Source organism: Streptomyces cylindrosporus, assembly GCF_022698165.1.
Lineage (GTDB): Bacteria > Actinomycetota > Actinomycetes > Streptomycetales > Streptomycetaceae > Streptomyces > Streptomyces cylindrosporus.
Genome location: NZ_JALDAY010000003.1, coordinates 485259 through 503612 on the forward strand (window position 1 = coordinate 485259; position 18354 = coordinate 503612).

Genomic DNA, 18354 nt, shown 5'->3' on the forward strand with positions numbered 1-18354 from the left:
CGAGGTGTCCTGTGCCCGCCTTCGACCTGCCGATCAGGGAGCTCGAGCAGTACCGCCCGGACGTCCAGGAGCCCCCGGATTTCGACGAGTTCTGGCGCGACACGCTCAAGGAGGCGGCGCAGGCGGAGGTGTTGGCGGCGGCGACCCCGGTGCGGACCGGGCTGCGGCTGACCGACACCTGGGACGTGACCTTCCGCGGCTTCGCCAAAGACCCGGTGCGCGCCTGGTACAGCAGGCCCGCCGGGGTGCGCGACCCGCTCCCCGCGGTCGTCGAGTACGCCGGTTACGGCCGCGGGCGCGGGCTTCCGCACGAGCGGCTGACCTGGGTGAACGCCGGGTACGCGCATCTGCTGATGGACAACCGCGGCCAGGGCGACCAGTACGGCAACGGCGGGGCGACCCCCGACCCGCACGCCTCGGCGCCGGGCGGACCGGGCCCCGCGGTACGGGGCCTGCCGAACCCGCGCGACTACCACTTCCGGCGGCTGATCACGGACGCGGTGCGCGCGGTGACGGCGGTGCGCGCGCTGCCGGGTGTGGACGGAGAGCGCGTCGCCGCCGTCGGCAACAGCCAGGGCGGCGGACTCGCCCTGGCCGTCGCGGGGTTGGTGCCGGACCTGGCGGCGGCCCTGATCACCGCACCCTTCCTCTGCGGGATCCGGCGGGCCCTGGACCTCACGGACGCGAGCCCGTACGGCGAGATCAGCGCGTATCTCGCGGTGCACCGGGGCGAGGAGGAGGCCGCCTACCGCACGCTGTCGTACGTGGAGGGCATCTCCTTCGCGCGGCGCGCCGCCGCCCCGGCCCATTTCGGGGTGGGCCTGCGGGACACCGTGTGCCCGCCGAGCGGGGCGTACGCGGCCTGCAACCGCTATGCGGAACTGAGCGGCGTGGACCCCCGCAAGGAGATCCACGCCTATCCCTTCAACGGCCACGAGGGCGGCGACGCGGTGCATGTGCGCCGCCAACTCGACTGGCTGGCCGAGGTGTTGGAGCTCAGCCCGTCGCGAGGGTGAACACGTGCAGGTCCGTGTTCCGCGGCAGCTCCACGCTGGCGATCGTCCTGCCGTCCGGTGCCGCGAAGGGCTTGGTGGCGAAGACGTACGTGGCCACCGGGTCCTTGTCCGCCCCGGCGACGTTCCGGTACGCGGTCCTGGCGACGACCTCGTTGCCGTACTGGACGGTGCCGCCGCCCCCGCCGACGGTCCAGTCGGTGAAGGAGAGGTCGATCGTGTCGGTGCTGCCGTCGGTGTAGGTGACGGTGGCCTTGGTCTGCTGGTTGCCGTTGACCGCGCTGCCGATGAAGGACAACTTGCTTGCGGGAGTGGCCAGTTGGATGGTCTGTCCGTCGGCCGAGGCGTTGTCGGGGCGGGCGCTCGGCGAGTCGGGCCAGCTGAAGCCCAGTCCGTCGACCGTCCCCTGGCCGCCCGGGGTGAGACCGGCGGCGGCGAGGGCCTGGCGGGAGTAGCTCCAGCCGCCGCCGTCGTAGTCCGCCTCGTCGTGCTCGCCCTGGTCGTCGGAGACGCCGGTGTTGTTGTAGGCGGCGAGAAGGGTGCCGGGGGCGGCGACGGTGAGGGCGACGGGCTGCTCGTAGGAGGTGTCGCCGGAGGTCACCGTGACCTTGGCGTCGTAGAACCCCTGCTCGGCGTCCTTGCCCGCGCCGAGTGTGATCTCCTGCGAGCCGTCGACGACCGTTCCCTCGGCGGGAGTCGCGGTGACACCGCCTGGCGTCTCGACCTTGAAGCGGACCTCGGGGCCGGTGCCGCCGCTCATCGACAGCGCGCGGATGCCGACCTTCGTGCTCGCGCCCGGCTCGATCGTCGCGGTGGTCGGCCCGACACCGATCTGGTACGGCTGCTCGCCCTGGCGGAAGGACGGCGGGGCGTCGGCGGGGTCGCTGCCCCAGGCCTTGTCGGGCGTGCCGGAGAGCGTGTAGTCGAGTCGGCCGCCGTCCCGCACGAGGGACGCCGGGAGCCAAGGGCGCTCGCTGGTACGGCCGTTGACCTTCAGGGAGGTGATGTACGGGGCGTCGGCGGCGGCGCCGCTCGCATGGATGGAGATGTCGTTGCCGTCCGGACGGTCGATCTCGACGCGCGGGAACAGCGGTGAGGCGAGGGCGAGTTCGGCTCGGGACGGCACCTGCGGATACATGCCGAGCGCGGAGAAGACGTACCAGGAGGACATCGCGCCGAGGTCGTCGTTGCCGGGAATGCCACCGGGCTGCGTGGACCACAGCTGCTTCATCGCGGCCCGTACGGTCTCCTGCGCCTTGTACGGGGCGCCCGCGTAGTCGTACAGGTAGGGCACGTTGATCGAGGGCTCGTTGTCCAGCTCCGACTTGTCACCGCCGCTGCCGGTGAAGGCCCAGCCGCCGTCGGCGTCGTGGAAGAAGGAGTCGAGGCGGGCGAGCGCCTTGTCGGTGCCGCCCATCGCGGCGAACAGTCCGGCGGGGTTGTGCTGGACCATCCAGGTGTACTGGGCGGCCGTACCCTCGACGAACCCGTTGCCCGTGGCCGGGGTGAAGCCGGTGACCCAGCTGCCGTCGGCCTTGCGGTTGGCGATGTATCCGCCGGTCGGGTCGGCGGCGATGTTGAAGTTGTTCTGCCACCACTGGGCACGCTTGGCGAAGGCGGCTGCCGTCTCCTTCTCCCCTGCCGCGGTGGCGAGTTGGGAGAGGGAGAAGTCGGCGCCGGACATCTCCAGGGTCTCGGCCGCGCCGCCCCAGGCGTTGGAGACGGACGGCATGTAGTGGAGCTTCAAGTACTTGTCGAGGGAGGGTCGTTGGCCGACCGAGAGCACGGGCTTGCCGGCGGCGGACAGGTCCTGCGCGGTGGGTACGGTGGCCGCCTCGACGAGCGAGTCCAGTGCGCCGTGCAGATCGAAGTCCGTGCCGCCGAAGGCGCGGATGCCGGCCAGCGCGGTCGGCGAGGGGTCGCCGTTCATGACGTGGGTGCCGCTCGCGCCGTGCAGCCAGCGGTCCCAGATGCCGCCGTTCTGCCGGGCGAGTTCGTACAGGGACTGGGCGATGTCGGACCCGGTGCGCGGGTTGAGCAGCGTCAGCAGCTGCACCTGGTCCCGGTAGACGTCCCAGCCGGAGAAGGTCCCGTACTGGGCCTGGTGGCCGCGCGCGACCGAGTGCACCTTGCCGTCGCTGCCGCGGTATCTGCGGTCGACGTCGCTGATGACGTTGGGGTGCAGGAGGGAGTGGTACAGCGCGGTGTAGAAGGTGGTGCGCTCGGCGTCGGTGCCGCCGCCGACGCGGATGGCGCGGAGCCGGTCGCGCCAGGCCCGGCCGGCGGCCTCCCGAACGGCGTCGAAGGAGCGGGACGACGGGTTCTCGGCCGCGAGATTGGCGGCGGCGCCGGCCTGACTGACGTACGAGATACCGACCTTGACGTTGACCGGCCCGTCGCCGGGCGCGAACTCGACGTATCCGCCCGCGCCCTTGCCTGCGACGGGACGCCCGCCGTTGGAGAAGCCACCGGTACCGCCGGAGGCTTCCCGCGAGCCGGGGGTCAGCCTGTCGTCCTGCCAGGTGCCGGTGGACTTGAAGGCGCGATCGAAGCGGGCGGTGAAGTAGACGGTGTAGTAGGCGCGTTGGCCCTCCGGGTCCAGGTATCCGCAGAAGTCACCGGACGTGACGGACCCTGACACAGTCCGCGTCGCGGGATCGATGGTGACGGTCGAATCGGCCGAGCCCACCTCGGAGTTGGCGGTGCGGATGAGGAGGGAGGCGGGCTTGTCGGCCGGGTAGGTGAAGCGGGCGGAGCCGGTACGGGGTGTCGCGGTGAGATCCGCGGTCACGCCGGACGCGAGGCCGACCTTGTAGTGGCCGGGCTCGGCGGTCTCGTCGGCGTGGCTGAAGTCGGAGGCGTAGACGGCGTCCTTGGTGTCGCTCGCGGGCGAGGAGGTGACCTCACCGGCGTACGGGAAGAACGGGATGTCACCGCTGCCGCCCGCGCAGCCGGTGCCGGACATGTGGGTGAGGCTGAAGCCGCGGATGCGGGTGGCGTCGTGCAGGTAACCGCCGGGCGCGGCGGTGCGGGTGGCGTCGCCTCTGGTGTTCTCCGGGCTCCAGGAGAGCATGCCGAACGGGGTCACGGCGCCCGGGAAGACATTGCCGCCGTTCTTGGTGCCGATGAGCGGGTCGACGTACGACGTCGGGTCCTTGACCAGCTCGGGGGGTGCGGACGTCGCCGCGAGGGCGGGGGTGGCGCCGCCGACCGCGAGCGCGGCGGCGAGCAGCAGGGACGTAGGACGGAAACGCATGACGCGGCCCCTCCTCCTTCGGACGGGTCGCGCACCACAGGTCGCACAAGCCGCAGGGACAGTAGCGTGTGCCAGCGGTACCACGGAAGGGTGCGTACGGGGTGGTGGCGCGCGGGGCCAACTGGATTGACATCGTTGTCCCTTGACGCGGTAGAGTAATGTGTAGACCAATTCGACAACGTTGTCGCACCACAGCGTCACCACAAGCCCGCACCACCCGGACAGGTACTCCCCCGGCCTGCCCGGCTCGCGGACCCGGTGGACTGCACACCACCACCGGGTCCGCCCTGAGCGGCGGTCAGCGGTCAGCCGACCTGGCAGGGCAGGGTCGTTGCCGTATCACCGCCGTCGCCCGAGACGACGTATCCGAACGTCGTGCTCTGCCCCGGGCTCAGCGAGCCGTTCCAGTCGGCGTTGTGGACCATGACGTCCTGGCCGTTGTAGGTGGGGTTGCCGTTCCAGAGGCTGTTGACCTTCTGGCCGGCGGGCAGGGTCCAGTCGACCATCCAGCCGAGCATCGGGACGTCGCCGGTGTTGGTGACGGTCACCTCGGACTGGTAGCCGCCGGTCCAACTGCCCGTGGTCCTACGGGTGGCGGAGCAGGTGCCCGGCACGGGGTCGGTCGGGTTGCCCGGGTCGTGAATCCCTGTCACTTCACCGTTGCCGCCGTCGAACACGACGTCGGAGCAGGAGTAGAAGGTCTCCGCGCTGTCCGAGCGCTGCCAGACCATGTAGATGATGTGCCGCCCCGACTTGCCGGCCGGAAGCTTGCCGGTCCAGGAGTAGTTGGCCTCGACCGTGCCCGGGGTGCCGTTGAGCGGCGGGTGGTCGACGGTGAGGAACGGGGTGTCCTCCATGTCGTCCCAGGTGAGGGTCTTGGTCGGGTCGAAGCCGTCCTTGGTGATGTAGACGTAGAACCAACCCGGGTGCGCGGCCCAGGCGTTGTAGGAGAAGTCGACGGTCGCGCCCGAGGTGAGGTGGGTCAACGGCCAGTCGTCGCGGGGGAGGTTGAAGCCGGTGAAGTTGGGGTTGCCGCCGCTGCAGAGTTCTCCGTCGGGGACGAAGCCGCGGGTGCGGCCGGCGCCGTCGGAGCGCAGCACGGAGAACCAGTTGTAGAACGGCGTTGTGCCGCTGACCTGTTGGGCCGCCTTGCAGGCGGGGTTGACGGGTTTGATCTCGCCGGTGTCGGTCAGCGCGTCCTGCCAGCAGAGGAACGTGCGGCTGCCGGGTTTCATCGGGGTGCCGTGGGCCTCCGCCCTGCCGCCCGCCGTGACGACGAGGGCGAAGGCGGGGATGGTGGCGAGGAGGGAGACCAGGACGAGGAAGAGGGTTCTGGTGCTTAATCGGCGCGCCGGTCGGCGCGTGCATGTCAGGACCATGACAGATGGGTTTCCTTCGGTACGGCCGTGCGGATGCGGATGCGGATGCAGATGCGGGTTCGGTTCAGGTTCGGCTTCGGGTGTGCGGATGTGGGGCGAGGTGGGAGCGCCGTGAAGGGGCGGCGGGTTCCGGTCCGCCGCCCCATATGGGAGCGCTCCCACCCTGCCTTCTGCGGAAGGTAGCGGCATGAGGGGCACTTGTAAACTTGTTGCACACGATCACGAGGCGTAATGGCGTTCGCGGGAGCTGTGATGGCCACACCCCAGCAGGGACGGGCCACCGAGGACACCTGGATGTTCCCGCCGACCGAAGGCTGGTCCTTCGACCAGGTCAAGCACCTTGAGCTGCCCTTCGACTGGGAACTCGTGGACGGAGTGATCGCGGCCCGTGGGCAGACCAACGTCTGGCACAACGAGGTACGGGACGGCATCGCCGGCGCGCTCAAGGCTGCCCGGACCCAGCCCTATCGGGTCTTGAACGAGCAGTGCGTCATCGTGGACGACAGGAACGTCGCCAAACCCGACGTCATGGTCGTGGAAGTGGTCTCCCCCGGCTCCCGCCGAGCCGACCGCGTCAGCAAGCCGGCGCTCTTCGCCGGAGCCAAGGTCCCGTGCTACTGGCGCGTGGAACTCGACCGAGACGGCAAGCTCGCCGTGCACGAGTACTGGCTCAATGCCGACACACACTCGTACATCCCCGCTCCGATGCACCCGGTGCATCACGACAAGCTCGTCACCGAGGTTCCGTTCCCTGTCGAGATCGACCTCGACGCGCTCCTCGAATTCTGATCCGTCTCAGCGTGCCCGGCGGGCCGGGTACGTCGCCTGAAAAGCCAGCCTCCGCTCCGCGTCGTCGCCGATGGTCGTGAGCAGGTCGTCGAAGGCCAGGAACTCCTCCCACGCCGTCCGTCCACTCGCCGTCGCGAGCCGTGCGACCACCAGGTCCTCCAGTTCCTGGACCCGTTTGCCCTTCCAGATCTTGTCGGCGACGGACACGAGCAGGTCTTCGAGGCCGTTGTCCGGGCGGGTCCACTCGGCGTGGGTGGCGGCGAAGCGGGCCAGCTCCGGGGCGATGCCGCGGGCCAGCAACAGGTCGCGGCCGGCGGGCTCATGGGCTGAACCGGGGCCGGAGAGCTCGGTGACGTGGACCGCCTTGCCGATGTCGTGCGTGGCGGCACCGAACAGCACGGCGTCGTGGTCGAGTTGGAGTGACGGGTGCTCGCGGGTCATCCAGTCCAGCAGCTGATACGCCACGTCGTGGACCAGTCGGAGGTGGGCCGCGAGGCGGGTGGGGCGTCCAAGTCGCGGAGGAGGCCTACGACTTGGGCGGGGAGGGGGCAAAGGGGTGGGTCGCCGGGGTCGTGGAGGGCGTGGTGGAGGGGGGCGGGGGTCGTCACGGGGTCAGGGTAGGCGGGTGAGGGGCTGGTCGGCCGGGGGCGACCTGGGTGACGCCGGACTCGCCCTCGGCTTCAACCTTGGCCTTGACCTTGACCTTGACCTTGGCCTCGGCTTCGGCTTCGACCTCGGGCTCGGGCTCGGGCTCGACTTCAGCCTCGACCTCGGCTTCGACCTTGGCCTCGGCTTGGACTTGGACCTCGGCTTCGACCTGACCTCGGCTTCAACCTCGACCCCGGCCTGGACTTGGACTGGGACTTGGACCTCGGCTTCGGCTTCGGCTGGGCCACTCTCGCCTCGACGCCGACCCGGGCTCGCAGACTCGCTCACCTCGACAACGACCGGTCACCCACCTCGCCCCCGGCAGCGGCCCCGGCCCCGACACACAGACCCGCCCACCTCGCCGTCGCCCCGGGCTCGCAGACTCGCCCACCTCGGCATCCGCCGGGTCACCCACCTCGCCCTCGCACCGGACACGCATACCCGCCCCCTCAGCAACGACCGGCATTCACTCACCTCAGTCTCACCAGGGAGGGGCCACTCCCTCGCCCCCCACCTGTCCCCAGCAGCACGGTCACCGCTCCCTCCCGCAGGAGAACCTGCCCGGCGGCAGCCATGCGGGCCTCGGCTGGCTGCTGGACCGGACCGGAGACATCGGGGGGCACGAGGGGCACCTCCCCGGCGCCTCCGCCTCGCTGGGCCTGCGTTCCCGTGGGACCGGTCAACGGCCGCGTCCTGCGCGCCCTCGACTGAGCGGATACGGGATCCGGTCCCCGACACCCTCCTGGGGCCGGCCTCGCTTTCGTCGCTCAGAGAATGGCAGCCCTGGGCGGCGGCGTCTCCACCATCGTGTTCCTGTGCGGCGGCGCCGGGCCGTCCTGCGCCGCGGGCAGTTCCACGGTGAACTCCGTACGCCCCGGTTCGCTCCGTACGTCGATCCGCCCGCCGTGTGCGCCGACGATCGCCGCCACGATCGCCAGCCCCAGCCCCGATCCGCCCTCGCTGCCCGCCGCCCGGGCCCGGGAGATGTCCGCCCGGGTGAACCGCTCGAACACCCTCGGCAGCAACTCCCCCGGGATGCCCGGCCCGTCGTCCCGTACCCGGACCACGCACCGCTCCGCGGTCGTCTCCACCTCCGCCACCACCGTCGTGCCGGGGGGCGTGTGCATGCGCGCGTTGGCCAACAGGTTGGCCACCACCTGGTGGAGGCGCGACTCGTCGCCGGTGACCAGCGCGGGGGCCGTGTCGAGGTTGAGGGCAAGGTGCCATTCGTGGCCGCCGCCCGCCGCCCGGGCGTCCCAGACCGCCTCGGCGACCACCGCCGCGAGGTCGACCTCGCCGGAGTTCAGCGGGCGGCCCTCGTCCAGCCGGGCCAACAGCAGCAGGTCCTCCACCAGGCCCGTCATACGGGCCGACTCCGCCGAGACGCGGCGCCAGGCCAGGACCGGTTCGATGCGGTCGGTGCCGCGGTTCATGAGTTCCGCGTAGCCCGCGATCGAGGCGAGCGGGGTGCGCAGTTCGTGGCTCGCGTCCGCCAGGAAGCGGCGCATGCGTTCCTCGCTGTGGCGCATCTGCTCCTCGCTGCGCTGGCGTTCCGCGAGCGCGGACTCCACGTGGTCGATCATCCGGTTCAGCGCGGCACCCACCTGCCCGGCCTCGCTGCCCGGGTCGGTGTCCCGCGCGGGGACGCGGGTGAGGGCGGTGACCTCGCCGCGGTCCAGCGGGGCCCGGGAGACCTCGACCGCGGTGGCGGCGACCCGGCCGAGGGGGCGCAGCTGCCGTCGTATCACCACGGCGCAGACGACACCCGCGATCGTCAGGCCGGCCAGTGCCACGCCCGCCTCCACCATGACCAGGCCGCTGATCATGTGCTGGACGTCGTCCATCGGGAGGCCGGTCAGGACCCGGATGCCGTTGGAGTCGAGGGCGGTGACACGGTAGGTGCCGAGGCCGGGGACGGTGACCGTGTGCTTGGACCCGTCGGCCGCGATGCCGTTGAGGGGGGCGCGCTGGGCGGTGGTCAGGTTCTGCGGCGGGGCGTCCTGGCTGACGACCGCGGCGGAGACGATCGAGCCGTCCTCGTCGAGGCGGGCGGCGAGCAGACCGACGGGCTGGCCGGTCTCCATGAGGAAGGACAGGCCGGCCGTGTCGTCCGGGTGGATGCCGGCTCCGCCCAGGCTGCGCTGGCCCGCGTTGGCGACCCTGCCGTCCAGGTCGCCCATCAGATAGGCGCGTTGGACCATCGCCGTGGTGCCGGCCATCGCCGCGCAGACGACGGCGAGCGTGACGCCGATGAAGAGCAACAGGCGGGTGCGCAGGGAGCGTCCGCCCGTCCGGGGGCTCATCTGCCCTCCCCCGTCGGTCTGATGGCGTAGCCCATGCCGCGCACGGTGTGGATCATCGGCGCCCGGCCGCGGTCGATCTTCCGGCGCAGGCTGGAGATGTAGACCTCGACGAGGTTGCCGCCGCCGTCGAAGGAGCTGGACCAGACGTGGTCGAGGATCTGGGCCTTGCTCAGCACCTGGCGCGGGTGGTGCAGGAGCAGGCTGAGCAGGTCGAACTCCTTGGCCGTGAGCTGGATCGGCGTACCGGCGCGGTGCACCTCGCGGGTCTCCTCGGTCAGTACGAGGTCGCCGAGGACGTGTACGGACTCCTCGGCCCGCCGCTGCTCGGTGCCGGCCCGGCGCAGCAGGCCGCGCAGCCGTAGCACGACCTCCTCCAGGGAGAAGGGCTTGGTGACGTAGTCGTCGGCGCCGTTGTCGAGGCCTTCGATGCGGTGTTCGAGGGCGTCGCGGGCGGTGAGCATGAGAACCGGCAGCTTCGGGTTCTCGTACCGCAGTCGGCGCAGTACCTGGATGCCGTCCAGGTCGGGCAGCATGCCGTCGAGCACGACCGCGTGCGGGGCGCAGCCGCGGGCGATCCGCAGCGCGCTGTGGCCGTCGGCGGCCGGGTAGGGCCGCCAGCCGGCCTCGGTGACGGCGACGGAGAGCAGCTCGGTGAGCGCGGGCTCGTCGTCGACGATGAGCACGCGGACTCGATCGCCGCGGGACACGGAGGTGCCAGACATGTCTCGATACTGTCCCGGTCCGCTGGGGGAATGCTGTGTTCCACCTGAGGATGGGTGATGACCTGGCGTTTTCCGGTACGGACGCGGACTCGGGCACGACGAGGGCCGCGCCACCGGCGAACCGGGAAACGGGCAGGCGAAGACACGATGGCCTCACAGGCGCAAGTCGGCCGGATCGTCGCCGTCCTGCGCCGGGCAGGCTCTCAGTCCAGTGCATGGTCCGGGAACCAGCGCCGCCTGCTGCACCCGCTGCCACCGCCGATCACCGAACCGGACGCCATCGCCCAACTCGACACACGGCGACGCGACGGCCTCGGCGGCATCCCGCACGAGTACCAACATGCGGCGTGCCCGGCATGGATGGGGTTTCCGGCAAGCGCGCGGTTGGCCATCCCCGCGACGGAGCGGCGTGGTGCCTCTGGCCGGCCGTCCCGACAGCACTGGGATCGAGGGTCACCGGCCTCGGCATCCCACTCCGCCGGTACACCCTCGATCCCGCCCGGACCGTCCATCCGATCCGCGCCCATGTCGGCGATGCCGCCCTGCCCGGGCCCGGCCGATGGCACACGCGCGTTCCCCGCTCGCAGTGACGCGCAACGTGCGGTCACTGACCACAGCCGCCGTCGCTTCGGCCGGGCACGAGGGTCAGCGGAGGAAAGCGGCGACGGCCCTGGCGATGCCCGCCTCGTCGAGGCCGTGTGCGATGTCGTGGTCCTCGGGGCTGCCGTAGGCGTGGAGTTCGGTGTCGCGGCTGACGCCCAGGGCCAGCAGGCGGTGCGGGACGTGGACGAGGGTTCGGTCGACATGGTGGGCGGAGGTGCCGGCCAGGTAGGGCTCGACGAGAACGACGTCAGGGTGGTCGGCGGCGAGGACGGCGGTGCGCAGAGCGATCTCGTCGAAGGGACGGACGGTCGAGGCGTAGAGCACCGTCACGTCGCGGTGGGCGGTGGCGCGCAGCACGGTGTCGAGCGTCGGGCCGACAGCGAGGACGGTGCCCGCCCTGCCTTGCCGGATGGTCCGAAACCCGCCAGTGGGATGGGCCTGGTGGTTCACGCGTGCGGAGAGGCGGATGTAGACGCAGTCGTCGCCGCGCAGCGCGTCGAGCAGTACCTGACGTGCCTCATCTGGATGTCCCGGGACGTGGATGGTCCAGCCCGGCAGGGTTTCGAAGAGAGCCACGTCCTCGGGCGCGAAGTGGGTGCGGCCCTGTTCGGTGATGTCGTAGGAGGCGCCGTAGCCGACCAGGACCGCCGCAGCCCCCTGATGGCCGAGGAGTTTGATCTGTTCGTACGGGCGCTGGGTGAGGAAGGAGGCGATGGTGTGGACGACGGGACGCAGTCCGGTCAACGCCATCCCGCACGCGGTGCCGATCATGAGTTGCTCACGGATGCCGACGTTGACGACCCGGCCGGGGTGGCGGGCCGCCGCGTCGGCGAACTCCGGGGTGGAGATGTCGGCCAGGACGACCGCGAGGCGGGGATCGGTGTCCATCTCCTGCGTCACGGTGTCGGTGAACGCGAAGAGCATGTCCGGGTAGAAGCGCCGGCCCGCCGTGTCGAGTTGCGTGATCGAGGTGGTCATGGCTGCCTGGCCCTTCAGGAGGTGGGGGTGATCCTTGCAACGACGGCCAGCGGCCGACCGGGGTGCTCGGTGGTCAGGGCGGTGTGCAGCGCGGCGTGATCGTGGCCGTCGACGTTCCGGGTCTGCCACCCCTCGACGGCGAAGCGCTGGTCGATGCCGCCGGGCCAGCCGTGGGTGGCGGTGGAGTTGTCGATGACGACGGCGGTGATCTGGTCCAGGCCGAGCCTCCCCGCCAAGGCGATGGCCTCGTGATTGCTGCCCTCGTCGAGTTCGCCGTCGCCCAGGAGGACGACGACTCGCGGCCGGGTGCGGTCCTGCGCGCGTAAGCCGAGCACGGACCCCACCGCGATCGGCAGCCCGTGGCCCAGTGAACCGGCCGACATCTCAACGCCGGGTACCAGCGTCCGGTCCGGTTCGTGGCCGAGGGGCGAGCCGAAGCGGGCCCAGCCGTCCAGCAGCCCGGGCTCGATGAAGCCCTTGGCCGCGAGGACGGCGTAGTACGCCATGGGGCCGTGTCCCTTCGACAGCAGGAACCTGTCCCGGTCCGGACTGTCCACGGTCGCCGGGGACACATTCAGCACCTGGTCGTACAGGACCCACAGGACATCGAGGGTGGAGGAGGACGACGATTCGTGCCGCTCGTCGCCGGACAGCCGCGCGATGAGGCCGGACAGGGCCTCGTAGGCCAGACCTTCGGAAGTCTTCATGGCCCGGATTCTGCACTCGAAAGCATCGACGGGAACCTCCTCTTACTGGAATCACACCGGGAAACTCATAAACCGCAAGAAAGCACTTACCAATATTTACCCGGTGTGCCGAATGAACCTTGAGCGGGTGGATATGTTAGGGCCTGTAAGTTGCTCGGAAGGAGGATGAGTGAGCAGTACAGGCAGCTTTTCCGTCCATCTCATAGCGGGTCCCACCGGCACCGGAAAGAGCCGGGTGGCCACGGATCTGGCCAGGCGTACAGGGGCGACCGTCGTCGTCGCGGATCGCCTGCAGTGCTTCGCGGAGATCGCCACCACCAGCGCCAGGGCCGGGGCGGACGTGCCCGGCGTACGGCGTGTCTGGTTGTGCGACCGGGCGGTGGCCGATGGCGACTACCCCGCAGCGGAGGCGGTGAACGCGCTGGTGGGCCATGTCCAGCAGATCCACGCCAGCGGTGTGCCGGTCATCGTGGAAGGCGGCTCGATCTCTCTGCTGACGCTCCTGGCCGATCGTCTTCACGACCTTCCGTGGACCGTGACCCCGACGGTTCTGACCCGCCCGGCCGACCCGGGCCAGTACCTGAGCGACCTGACCGCCAGGGCGGCCGAAATGCTCCGGCCCGCCTCTCCGCAGCCGAGTCTCCTTCGCGAACTATCAACATTATGGAAAGACCCCGCAAACCGCTGGTTCGCGGCATCGGTCAATGGTTTCGAGGCAGCACTCGAATGGTCCGCGAAGCACTCACTGAGTCCAGAATCGGCCACGGCCAAAAATATTCCCTGCCGACTCATGGATGAGCTGTCCCGCATGATTGCGGAACGGCATGCCGAACACGGAGCAGATCAGGAAAAGGCGTTCCGGCATATGTTCTCGCGGCCGGTTTCCGGAGCTGCCCCGGTGCGTGCGGCATGACCGTGCTGGATTCCCTCGTCTCTCGCTTCGACGACCTCCTGCTCACGGATCCCACCGCCCTGGCCGAGGCCGCCACGGACTTCGGCCGTCTCGTGGTCCGTCCACCGCTCGGTGTCCTGAGGCCGAGGTGTACAGCGGATGTGGTGGAAGCGCTGGCGTACGCCGGCCCGCGGCGCATCCCCGTAGCCGTACACGGCGGCGGCCACTCGTTGTACGGGCAGGGCCAGGCGCCCGGCGGAATCGTCATCGACATGAACACGATGAACACGGTCGTGGCCGTGGAACAGGACCGAGCGGTCGTCGAAGCCGGCGCGTCATGGCGGGACGTACTGGCCGCCACCCTGCCGTACGGCCTCACTCCCCCCGTTCTCACCGACTATCTGGGCGCCAGCGTGGGAGGAGTGCTGTGCGCCGGCGGTCTCGGTGGCGGCAGCCACCGCCACGGACTCGTGGCCGACTCCGTCCTGGAACTCGAGGTCGTCACGGGAACCGGCGAGCATCTCACCTGTTCGCCACGACGGCACCGCCGGCTCTTCCACGCCGTCCTGGCCGGGCTGGGCCAGTGTGCCGTCATCGTCCGAACGACTCTGCGTCTCGTGCCCGCGCCCGAGCTGGTGCGACGCCACTGCCTCTACTACACCGACCTGGACAGCTATCTCGCGGATCAGCGCCGCCTCGCCCTGCATGGGCAGGTGCTGCATCTGGAGGGACAGGCCCGGCCGTCGGGCGGGCCGGACTGGCGCTACATGATGGAGGCCGTCGTCCCCCACACCGAGGCCGGACCGGCGGACGCCGGGGACTTCCCCGACAGCCTCCGACACGACCGGGACGCCCAGGAGATCACCGATCTGACGTACGCCGAGTTCACCGACCGTGTCGCACGCGAGGAAGCGATGCTCCGGGTCACCGGCGAGTGGTCACGCCCCCACCCCTGGCTGAACCTGCTGCTGCCCGAGCAAACGGTGCCGGCCTTCGTACGTCGACTCCTCGCCGACGACGACTTCCGCGACCTGCGCACCAACGGACTCGTACTGCTCTACCCCCTCGTCGCGGACCGGCTGCGAGCCCCCCTGCTGCGCAAGCCGCCCGGTCAACTGCTCTATCTCTTCGCCCTGTTGCGTACCGCGCCGGCCGACAACCCCCGGAAGGCCGCACAGATGGTGGCCGCCAACCGCCGTGCCTACCAGCAGGCCCGTACCGTCGGCGCGGTCGCCTACCCCATCAACGCCCTGCCGATGACACCCGACGACTGGCAGGCGCACTACGGGCCACTGTGGGATTCTCTGGTCCGGGCCAAGAGCCTTCACGATCCACACGGCATCCTGACGACGGGGCACGGCCTGTGGACATAAGCAGCGTGACGGTCTTCTGCGGAGCATCGCGCGGCCACCGTGACACACATCTGAGTGCTGCCGCCGAACTGGGACAAGCCCTGGCCCGCGCCGGTATCCGCATCGTCTACGGTGGTGCCGCCATCGGCCTGATGGGAGCGGTCGCCGACGCCGCGCTGAAGGCGGGCGGCACTGTGGTCGGCGTGCTGCCCGAGAGCCTGGTACCGCACGAGATCGCCCACCTGGAGCTCAGCGAACTGCACATCGTCCCCGACCTGCACCGGCGCAAGGCCCTCATGGCCGAACTCGGCGATGCCTTCGTCGCCCTGCCCGGCGGCCTCGGCACAGCCGAGGAACTGTTCGAGGCACTGACCTGGTCACAGCTCGGTCTGCACGACAAGCCCTGCTTCGTCCTCGACAATGACGGCTACTACCGGCACCTCCTGACCTTCCTGGAACACGCCGTACGGGAAGGGTTCCTCACCGATACGGACACCGAGCGAATCATCGTCCGTCCCCACGTGCGTCAGATCGTCGAGCAACTGCTCGCCACGCGGACGTCAGCGGTACCCGGCATCACGCGTGGCGTGGGACAGTCCCGGGGCGCGTCGCCACCCTGAGTGTCGAGAGCCACGGCGAACCGCGCGTCGATGACCGCCGGCCTCCAGCACTACAGGGGAGTTTCGTGCGAGCGAGCGCCCTGCCCCGTGCGCGAGATGCAGGGGCAGGGCGCTCGTTCACATCAGGTCAAGAAGCGACAAGCTGGCGAAGCACGTACTGCATGATGCCGCCGTTGCGGTAGTAGTCGGCCTCACCGGGGGTGTCGATGCGGACGACCGCGTCGAACTCGACGCCCGTGTCGGTGGTGACCTTGACCGTGCTCGGGGTGGTGCCCTCGTTCAGCTCGGTCACGCCGGTGATGGAGAAGGTCTCCTCGCCGGTCAGGCCGAGGGAGTCGGCGTTCTGGCCGGCCGGGAACTGCAGCGGCAGGACGCCCATGCCGATGAGGTTCGAGCGGTGGATGCGCTCGTACGACTCGGTGATGACGGCCTTGACGCCGAGGAGCGCGGTGCCCTTGGCGGCCCAGTCGCGGGACGAGCCGGAGCCGTACTCCTTGCCGCCCAGGATGACCAGCGGGATGCCGGCGGCCTGGTAGTTCTGCGAGGCGTCGTAGATGAAGGAGACCGGGCCGCCCTCCTGCGTGAAGTCGCGGGTGTAGCCGCCCTCGGTGCCCGGCGCGATCTGGTTGCGCAGGCGGATGTTGGCGAACGTGCCGCGGATCATGACCTCGTGGTTGCCGCGGCGGGAGCCGTAGCTGTTGAAGTCGCGGCGCTCGACGCCGTGCTCCGTGAGGTACTTGCCGGCCGGGGTGTCGGCCTTGATCGCACCGGCCGGGGAGATGTGGTCGGTGGTGACCGAGTCGCCCAGCTTGGCGAGGACACGGGCGCCCGTGATGTCGGAGACCGGGGTGGTCTCCATCGTCATGCCCTCGAAGTACGGGGGCTTGCGGACGTACGTCGACTCCGGGTCCCACTCGAAGGTGTCGCCGGTCGGGATCGACAGGGCCTGCCACTGGGCGTCGCCCGCGAAGACGTCCTGGTAGGACTTGGAGAACATGTCCTCGCCGATGGCGTTCGCCACGACGTCGTTGACCTCGGCCTCGGAGGGCCAGATGTCGGCCAGGAAGACCGGCTTGCCCTCCTGGTCCACGCCCAGCGCGTCGCGCGTGATGTCCACCTTCATGGAGCCCGCGATGGCGTAGGCGACGACCAGCGGCGGGGAGGCCAGGTAGTTCATCTTGACGTCGGGGTTGATCCGGCCCTCGAAGTTACGGTTGCCGGAGAGCACCGAGGTCACGGCCAGGTCGTGGTCGTTGACGGCCTTGGAGACCTCCTCCGGCAGCGGGCCGGAGTTGCCGATGCAGGTGGTGCAGCCGTAGCCGACGAGGTTGAAGCCGACCTTGTCGAGGTAGGGGGTGAGCCCCGCCTTGTCGAAGTAGTCGGTGACGACCTTCGAGCCGGGCGCCAGGGTGGTCTTGACCCAGGGCTTGCGCGTCAGGCCCTTCTCCACGGCCTTCTTCGCGACGAGCGCGGCGGCGACCATGACGTACGGGTTGGAGGTGTTGGTGCAGGAGGTGATGGCCGCGACCGTCACCGCACCGTGGTCGATCTCGTACGTCGAACCGTCGGGGGCGGTCACGGTGACCGGGTTGGACGGGGCGCCGTTCGGGGCGACGGCCGGGGCGTCGGAGGCCGGGAAGGACTCCTGGCCGGCCTCGTCGACGACGTCGACGTAGTTGCGGACGTCCAGCTTGAACTGCTCGGCGGCGTTCGCGAGGACGATACGGTCCTGCGGGCGCTTCGGGCCGGCGATGGAGGGGACGACCGTGGAGAGGTCCAGCTCCAGCTTCTCGGAGAAGTCGGGCTCGGCGGCCGGGTCCAGCCAGAGGCCCTGCTCCTTGGCGTAGGCCTCGACGAGCGCCAGCTGCTGCTCGCTGCGGCCGGTCAGCTTCAGGTAGTTGATGGTCTCGGCGTCGATCGGGAAGATCGCGGCGGTGGAGCCGAACTCCGGCGACATGTTGCCGATGGTGGCGCGGTTCGCGAGGGAGGTGGCGGCGACGCCCTCGCCGTAGAACTCGACGAACTTGCCGACCACGCCGTGCTTGCGCAGCATCTCGGTGATGGTGAGCACGAGGTCGGTGGCGGTGGTGCCGGGGGTGAGCTCGCCGGTCAGCTTGAAGCCGACGACGCGCGGGATGAGCATCGAGACCGGCTGGCCGAGCATCGCGGCCTCGGCCTCGATGCCGCCGACGCCCCAGCCCAGCACACCGAGGCCGTTGACCATGGTGGTGTGCGAGTCGGTGCCGACGAGGGTGTCGGGGTAGGCCTGGCCGTTGCGGACCATGACGGTCCGGGCGAGGTGCTCGATGTTGACCTGGTGGACGATGCCGGTGCCCGGGGGGACGACCTTGAAGTCGTCGAAGGCGGTCTGGCCCCAGCGCAGGAACTGGTAGCGCTCCTTGTTGCGGCCGTACTCCAGGTCGACGTTCTGCTTGAAGGCGTCGTTGGTGCCGAACTTGTCGGCGATGACGGAGTGGTCGATGACCATCTCGGCCGGGGAGAGCGGGTTGACCTTCGCCGGGTCGCCGCCGAGGGCCTTGACGGCCTCACGCATGGTGGCGAGGTCGACGACACAGGGCACGCCGGTGAAGTCCTGCATGATCACGCGGGCGGGCGTGAACTGGATCTCCTGCGACGGCTGGGCCTGCGAGTCCCAGTTGCCGAGAGCGCGGATGTGGTCGGCGGTGATGTTCGCGCCGTCCTCGGTACGGAGCAGGTTCTCCAGCAGCACCTTCAGGCTGTACGGAAGGCGAGCCGAGCCTTCCACCTTGTCCAGCCGGAAGATCTCGTACGACTCGTCGCCCACCTGCAGCGTGCTGCGGGCGTCGAAGCTGTTCGCCGACACGACAGTCTCCTTCATTGATGTGCGCGTACTCACCACGATCCTGCCGCCCCGGCATCTTGGCCGATCCGCTAAGGTAAGGCTAAGTTAGGTAACCCTTACCGGGTGGCGGCGTGCGGTGCTCCTCGGCAGATATCTCGATGTCGAGATAACTCTAGTACACGGGGCCGGGATGGTCATGCCCGGACTCTCTTTGTGACGTCTTCCACGAACGGGGTATCCGAGCGGGAAACCAGTACCTCTCGGAAGG

At 69.9% G+C, this 18354-nt stretch carries 13 protein-coding genes; 5 read left to right on the forward strand and 8 right to left on the reverse strand.

Annotation, left to right across the window (positions count from 1 at the left end):
- Positions 1-11 precede the first annotated feature (11 nt).
- Entirely contained in the window at positions 12-1016 is a 1005-nt protein-coding gene (locus tag MQP27_RS11545) for an acetylxylan esterase (protein WP_242764608.1), read from the forward strand.
- Here the strand turns inward: MQP27_RS11545 and MQP27_RS11550 are convergent.
- Together MQP27_RS11550 and MQP27_RS11555 are read right to left on the reverse strand one after the other, a co-directional pair.
- Positions 997-4269, reverse strand: a complete 3273-nt coding sequence (locus MQP27_RS11550) for a GH92 family glycosyl hydrolase (protein WP_242764610.1) — start codon at positions 4267-4269, stop codon at positions 997-999. The genes MQP27_RS11545 and MQP27_RS11550 overlap by 20 nt on opposite strands.
- A gap of 305 nt (positions 4270-4574) precedes the next feature.
- A complete protein-coding gene (locus MQP27_RS11555) occupies positions 4575-5648 on the reverse strand; it encodes a lytic polysaccharide monooxygenase (RefSeq protein WP_242764612.1) in 1074 nt (357 codons plus the stop codon).
- 252 nt (positions 5649-5900) lie between these two features.
- Here MQP27_RS11555 and MQP27_RS11560 point away from each other — a divergent pair, with 252 nt between their 5' ends.
- Positions 5901-6437 carry a Uma2 family endonuclease gene (locus MQP27_RS11560; protein WP_242764614.1) on the forward strand — a complete coding sequence of 179 codons (537 nt, stop codon included), beginning with the start codon at positions 5901-5903 and terminating at the stop codon, positions 6435-6437.
- A 6-nt stretch (positions 6438-6443) separates the two neighbouring features.
- Here MQP27_RS11560 and MQP27_RS11565 read toward each other — a convergent pair whose 3' ends face one another.
- From MQP27_RS11565 to MQP27_RS11585, 5 genes are all read right to left on the reverse strand, one after another.
- Positions 6444-6902, reverse strand: coding sequence for an HD domain-containing protein (locus tag MQP27_RS11565; RefSeq protein ID WP_242764616.1), 459 nt, complete (start codon positions 6900-6902; stop codon positions 6444-6446).
- A gap of 950 nt (positions 6903-7852) precedes the next feature.
- Positions 7853-9388 carry a sensor histidine kinase gene (locus tag MQP27_RS11570; protein WP_242764618.1) on the reverse strand — a complete coding sequence of 512 codons (1536 nt, stop codon included), beginning with the start codon at positions 9386-9388 and terminating at the stop codon, positions 7853-7855.
- Positions 9385-10110, reverse strand: a complete 726-nt coding sequence (locus MQP27_RS11575) for a response regulator transcription factor (RefSeq protein ID WP_242764620.1) — start codon at positions 10108-10110, stop codon at positions 9385-9387. Before MQP27_RS11575 ends, MQP27_RS11570 begins: the two co-directional genes overlap by 4 nt.
- Before the next feature lie 645 nt (positions 10111-10755).
- On the reverse strand, positions 10756-11637 hold the full coding sequence (locus tag MQP27_RS11580; RefSeq protein ID WP_242765080.1) for a transketolase family protein: 882 nt from the start codon (positions 11635-11637) through the stop codon (positions 10756-10758).
- 68 nt (positions 11638-11705) lie between these two features.
- Positions 11706-12398 carry a thiamine pyrophosphate-binding protein gene (locus MQP27_RS11585; RefSeq protein ID WP_242764622.1) on the reverse strand — a complete coding sequence of 231 codons (693 nt, stop codon included), beginning with the start codon at positions 12396-12398 and terminating at the stop codon, positions 11706-11708.
- Positions 12399-12567: 169 nt separating this feature from the next.
- Here MQP27_RS11585 and MQP27_RS11590 point away from each other — a divergent pair, with 169 nt between their 5' ends.
- From MQP27_RS11590 to MQP27_RS11600, 3 genes are read left to right on the forward strand one after another with little or no spacing between them, the layout of a single operon-like run.
- Entirely contained in the window at positions 12568-13311 is a 744-nt protein-coding gene (locus MQP27_RS11590; RefSeq protein WP_242764624.1) for an isopentenyl transferase family protein, read from the forward strand.
- Complete coding sequence (locus MQP27_RS11595) at positions 13308-14663, forward strand: FAD-binding protein (protein WP_242764626.1); 1356 nt, start codon at positions 13308-13310, stop codon at positions 14661-14663. Before MQP27_RS11590 ends, MQP27_RS11595 begins: the two co-directional genes overlap by 4 nt.
- Positions 14654-15262: an LOG family protein gene (locus tag MQP27_RS11600; protein WP_242764628.1), complete on the forward strand. Its 609-nt coding sequence runs from the start codon at positions 14654-14656 to the stop codon at positions 15260-15262. The genes MQP27_RS11595 and MQP27_RS11600 overlap by 10 nt, the downstream gene beginning before the upstream one ends.
- Positions 15263-15389: 127 nt before the next feature.
- Here MQP27_RS11600 and acnA read toward each other — a convergent pair whose 3' ends face one another.
- Positions 15390-18107 carry an aconitate hydratase AcnA gene (gene acnA / locus MQP27_RS11605; protein WP_308289923.1) on the reverse strand — a complete coding sequence of 906 codons (2718 nt, stop codon included), beginning with the start codon at positions 18105-18107 and terminating at the stop codon, positions 15390-15392.
- Positions 18108-18354: the final 247 nt, after the last annotated feature.

Bases quoted from the DNA above. Each gene is read 5' to 3' on its own strand.
- MQP27_RS11550 (WP_242764610.1), bottom strand. From the start codon at position 4,269: ATGCGTTTCCGTCCTACGTCCCTGCTGCTCGCCGCCGCGCTCGCGGTC.
- MQP27_RS11555 (WP_242764612.1), bottom strand. From the start codon at position 5,648: ATGGTCCTGACATGCACGCGCCGACCGGCGCGCCGATTAAGCACCAGA.
- MQP27_RS11560 (WP_242764614.1), top strand. From the start codon at position 5,901: ATGGCCACACCCCAGCAGGGACGGGCCACCGAGGACACCTGGATGTTC.
- MQP27_RS11570 (WP_242764618.1), bottom strand. From the start codon at position 9,388: ATGAGCCCCCGGACGGGCGGACGCTCCCTGCGCACCCGCCTGTTGCTC.
- MQP27_RS11575 (WP_242764620.1), bottom strand. From the start codon at position 10,110: ATGTCTGGCACCTCCGTGTCCCGCGGCGATCGAGTCCGCGTGCTCATC.
- MQP27_RS11580 (WP_242765080.1), bottom strand. From the start codon at position 11,637: ATGCTCTTCGCGTTCACCGACACCGTGACGCAGGAGATGGACACCGAT.
- MQP27_RS11585 (WP_242764622.1), bottom strand. From the start codon at position 12,398: ATGAAGACTTCCGAAGGTCTGGCCTACGAGGCCCTGTCCGGCCTCATC.
- MQP27_RS11595 (WP_242764626.1), top strand. From the start codon at position 13,308: ATGACCGTGCTGGATTCCCTCGTCTCTCGCTTCGACGACCTCCTGCTC.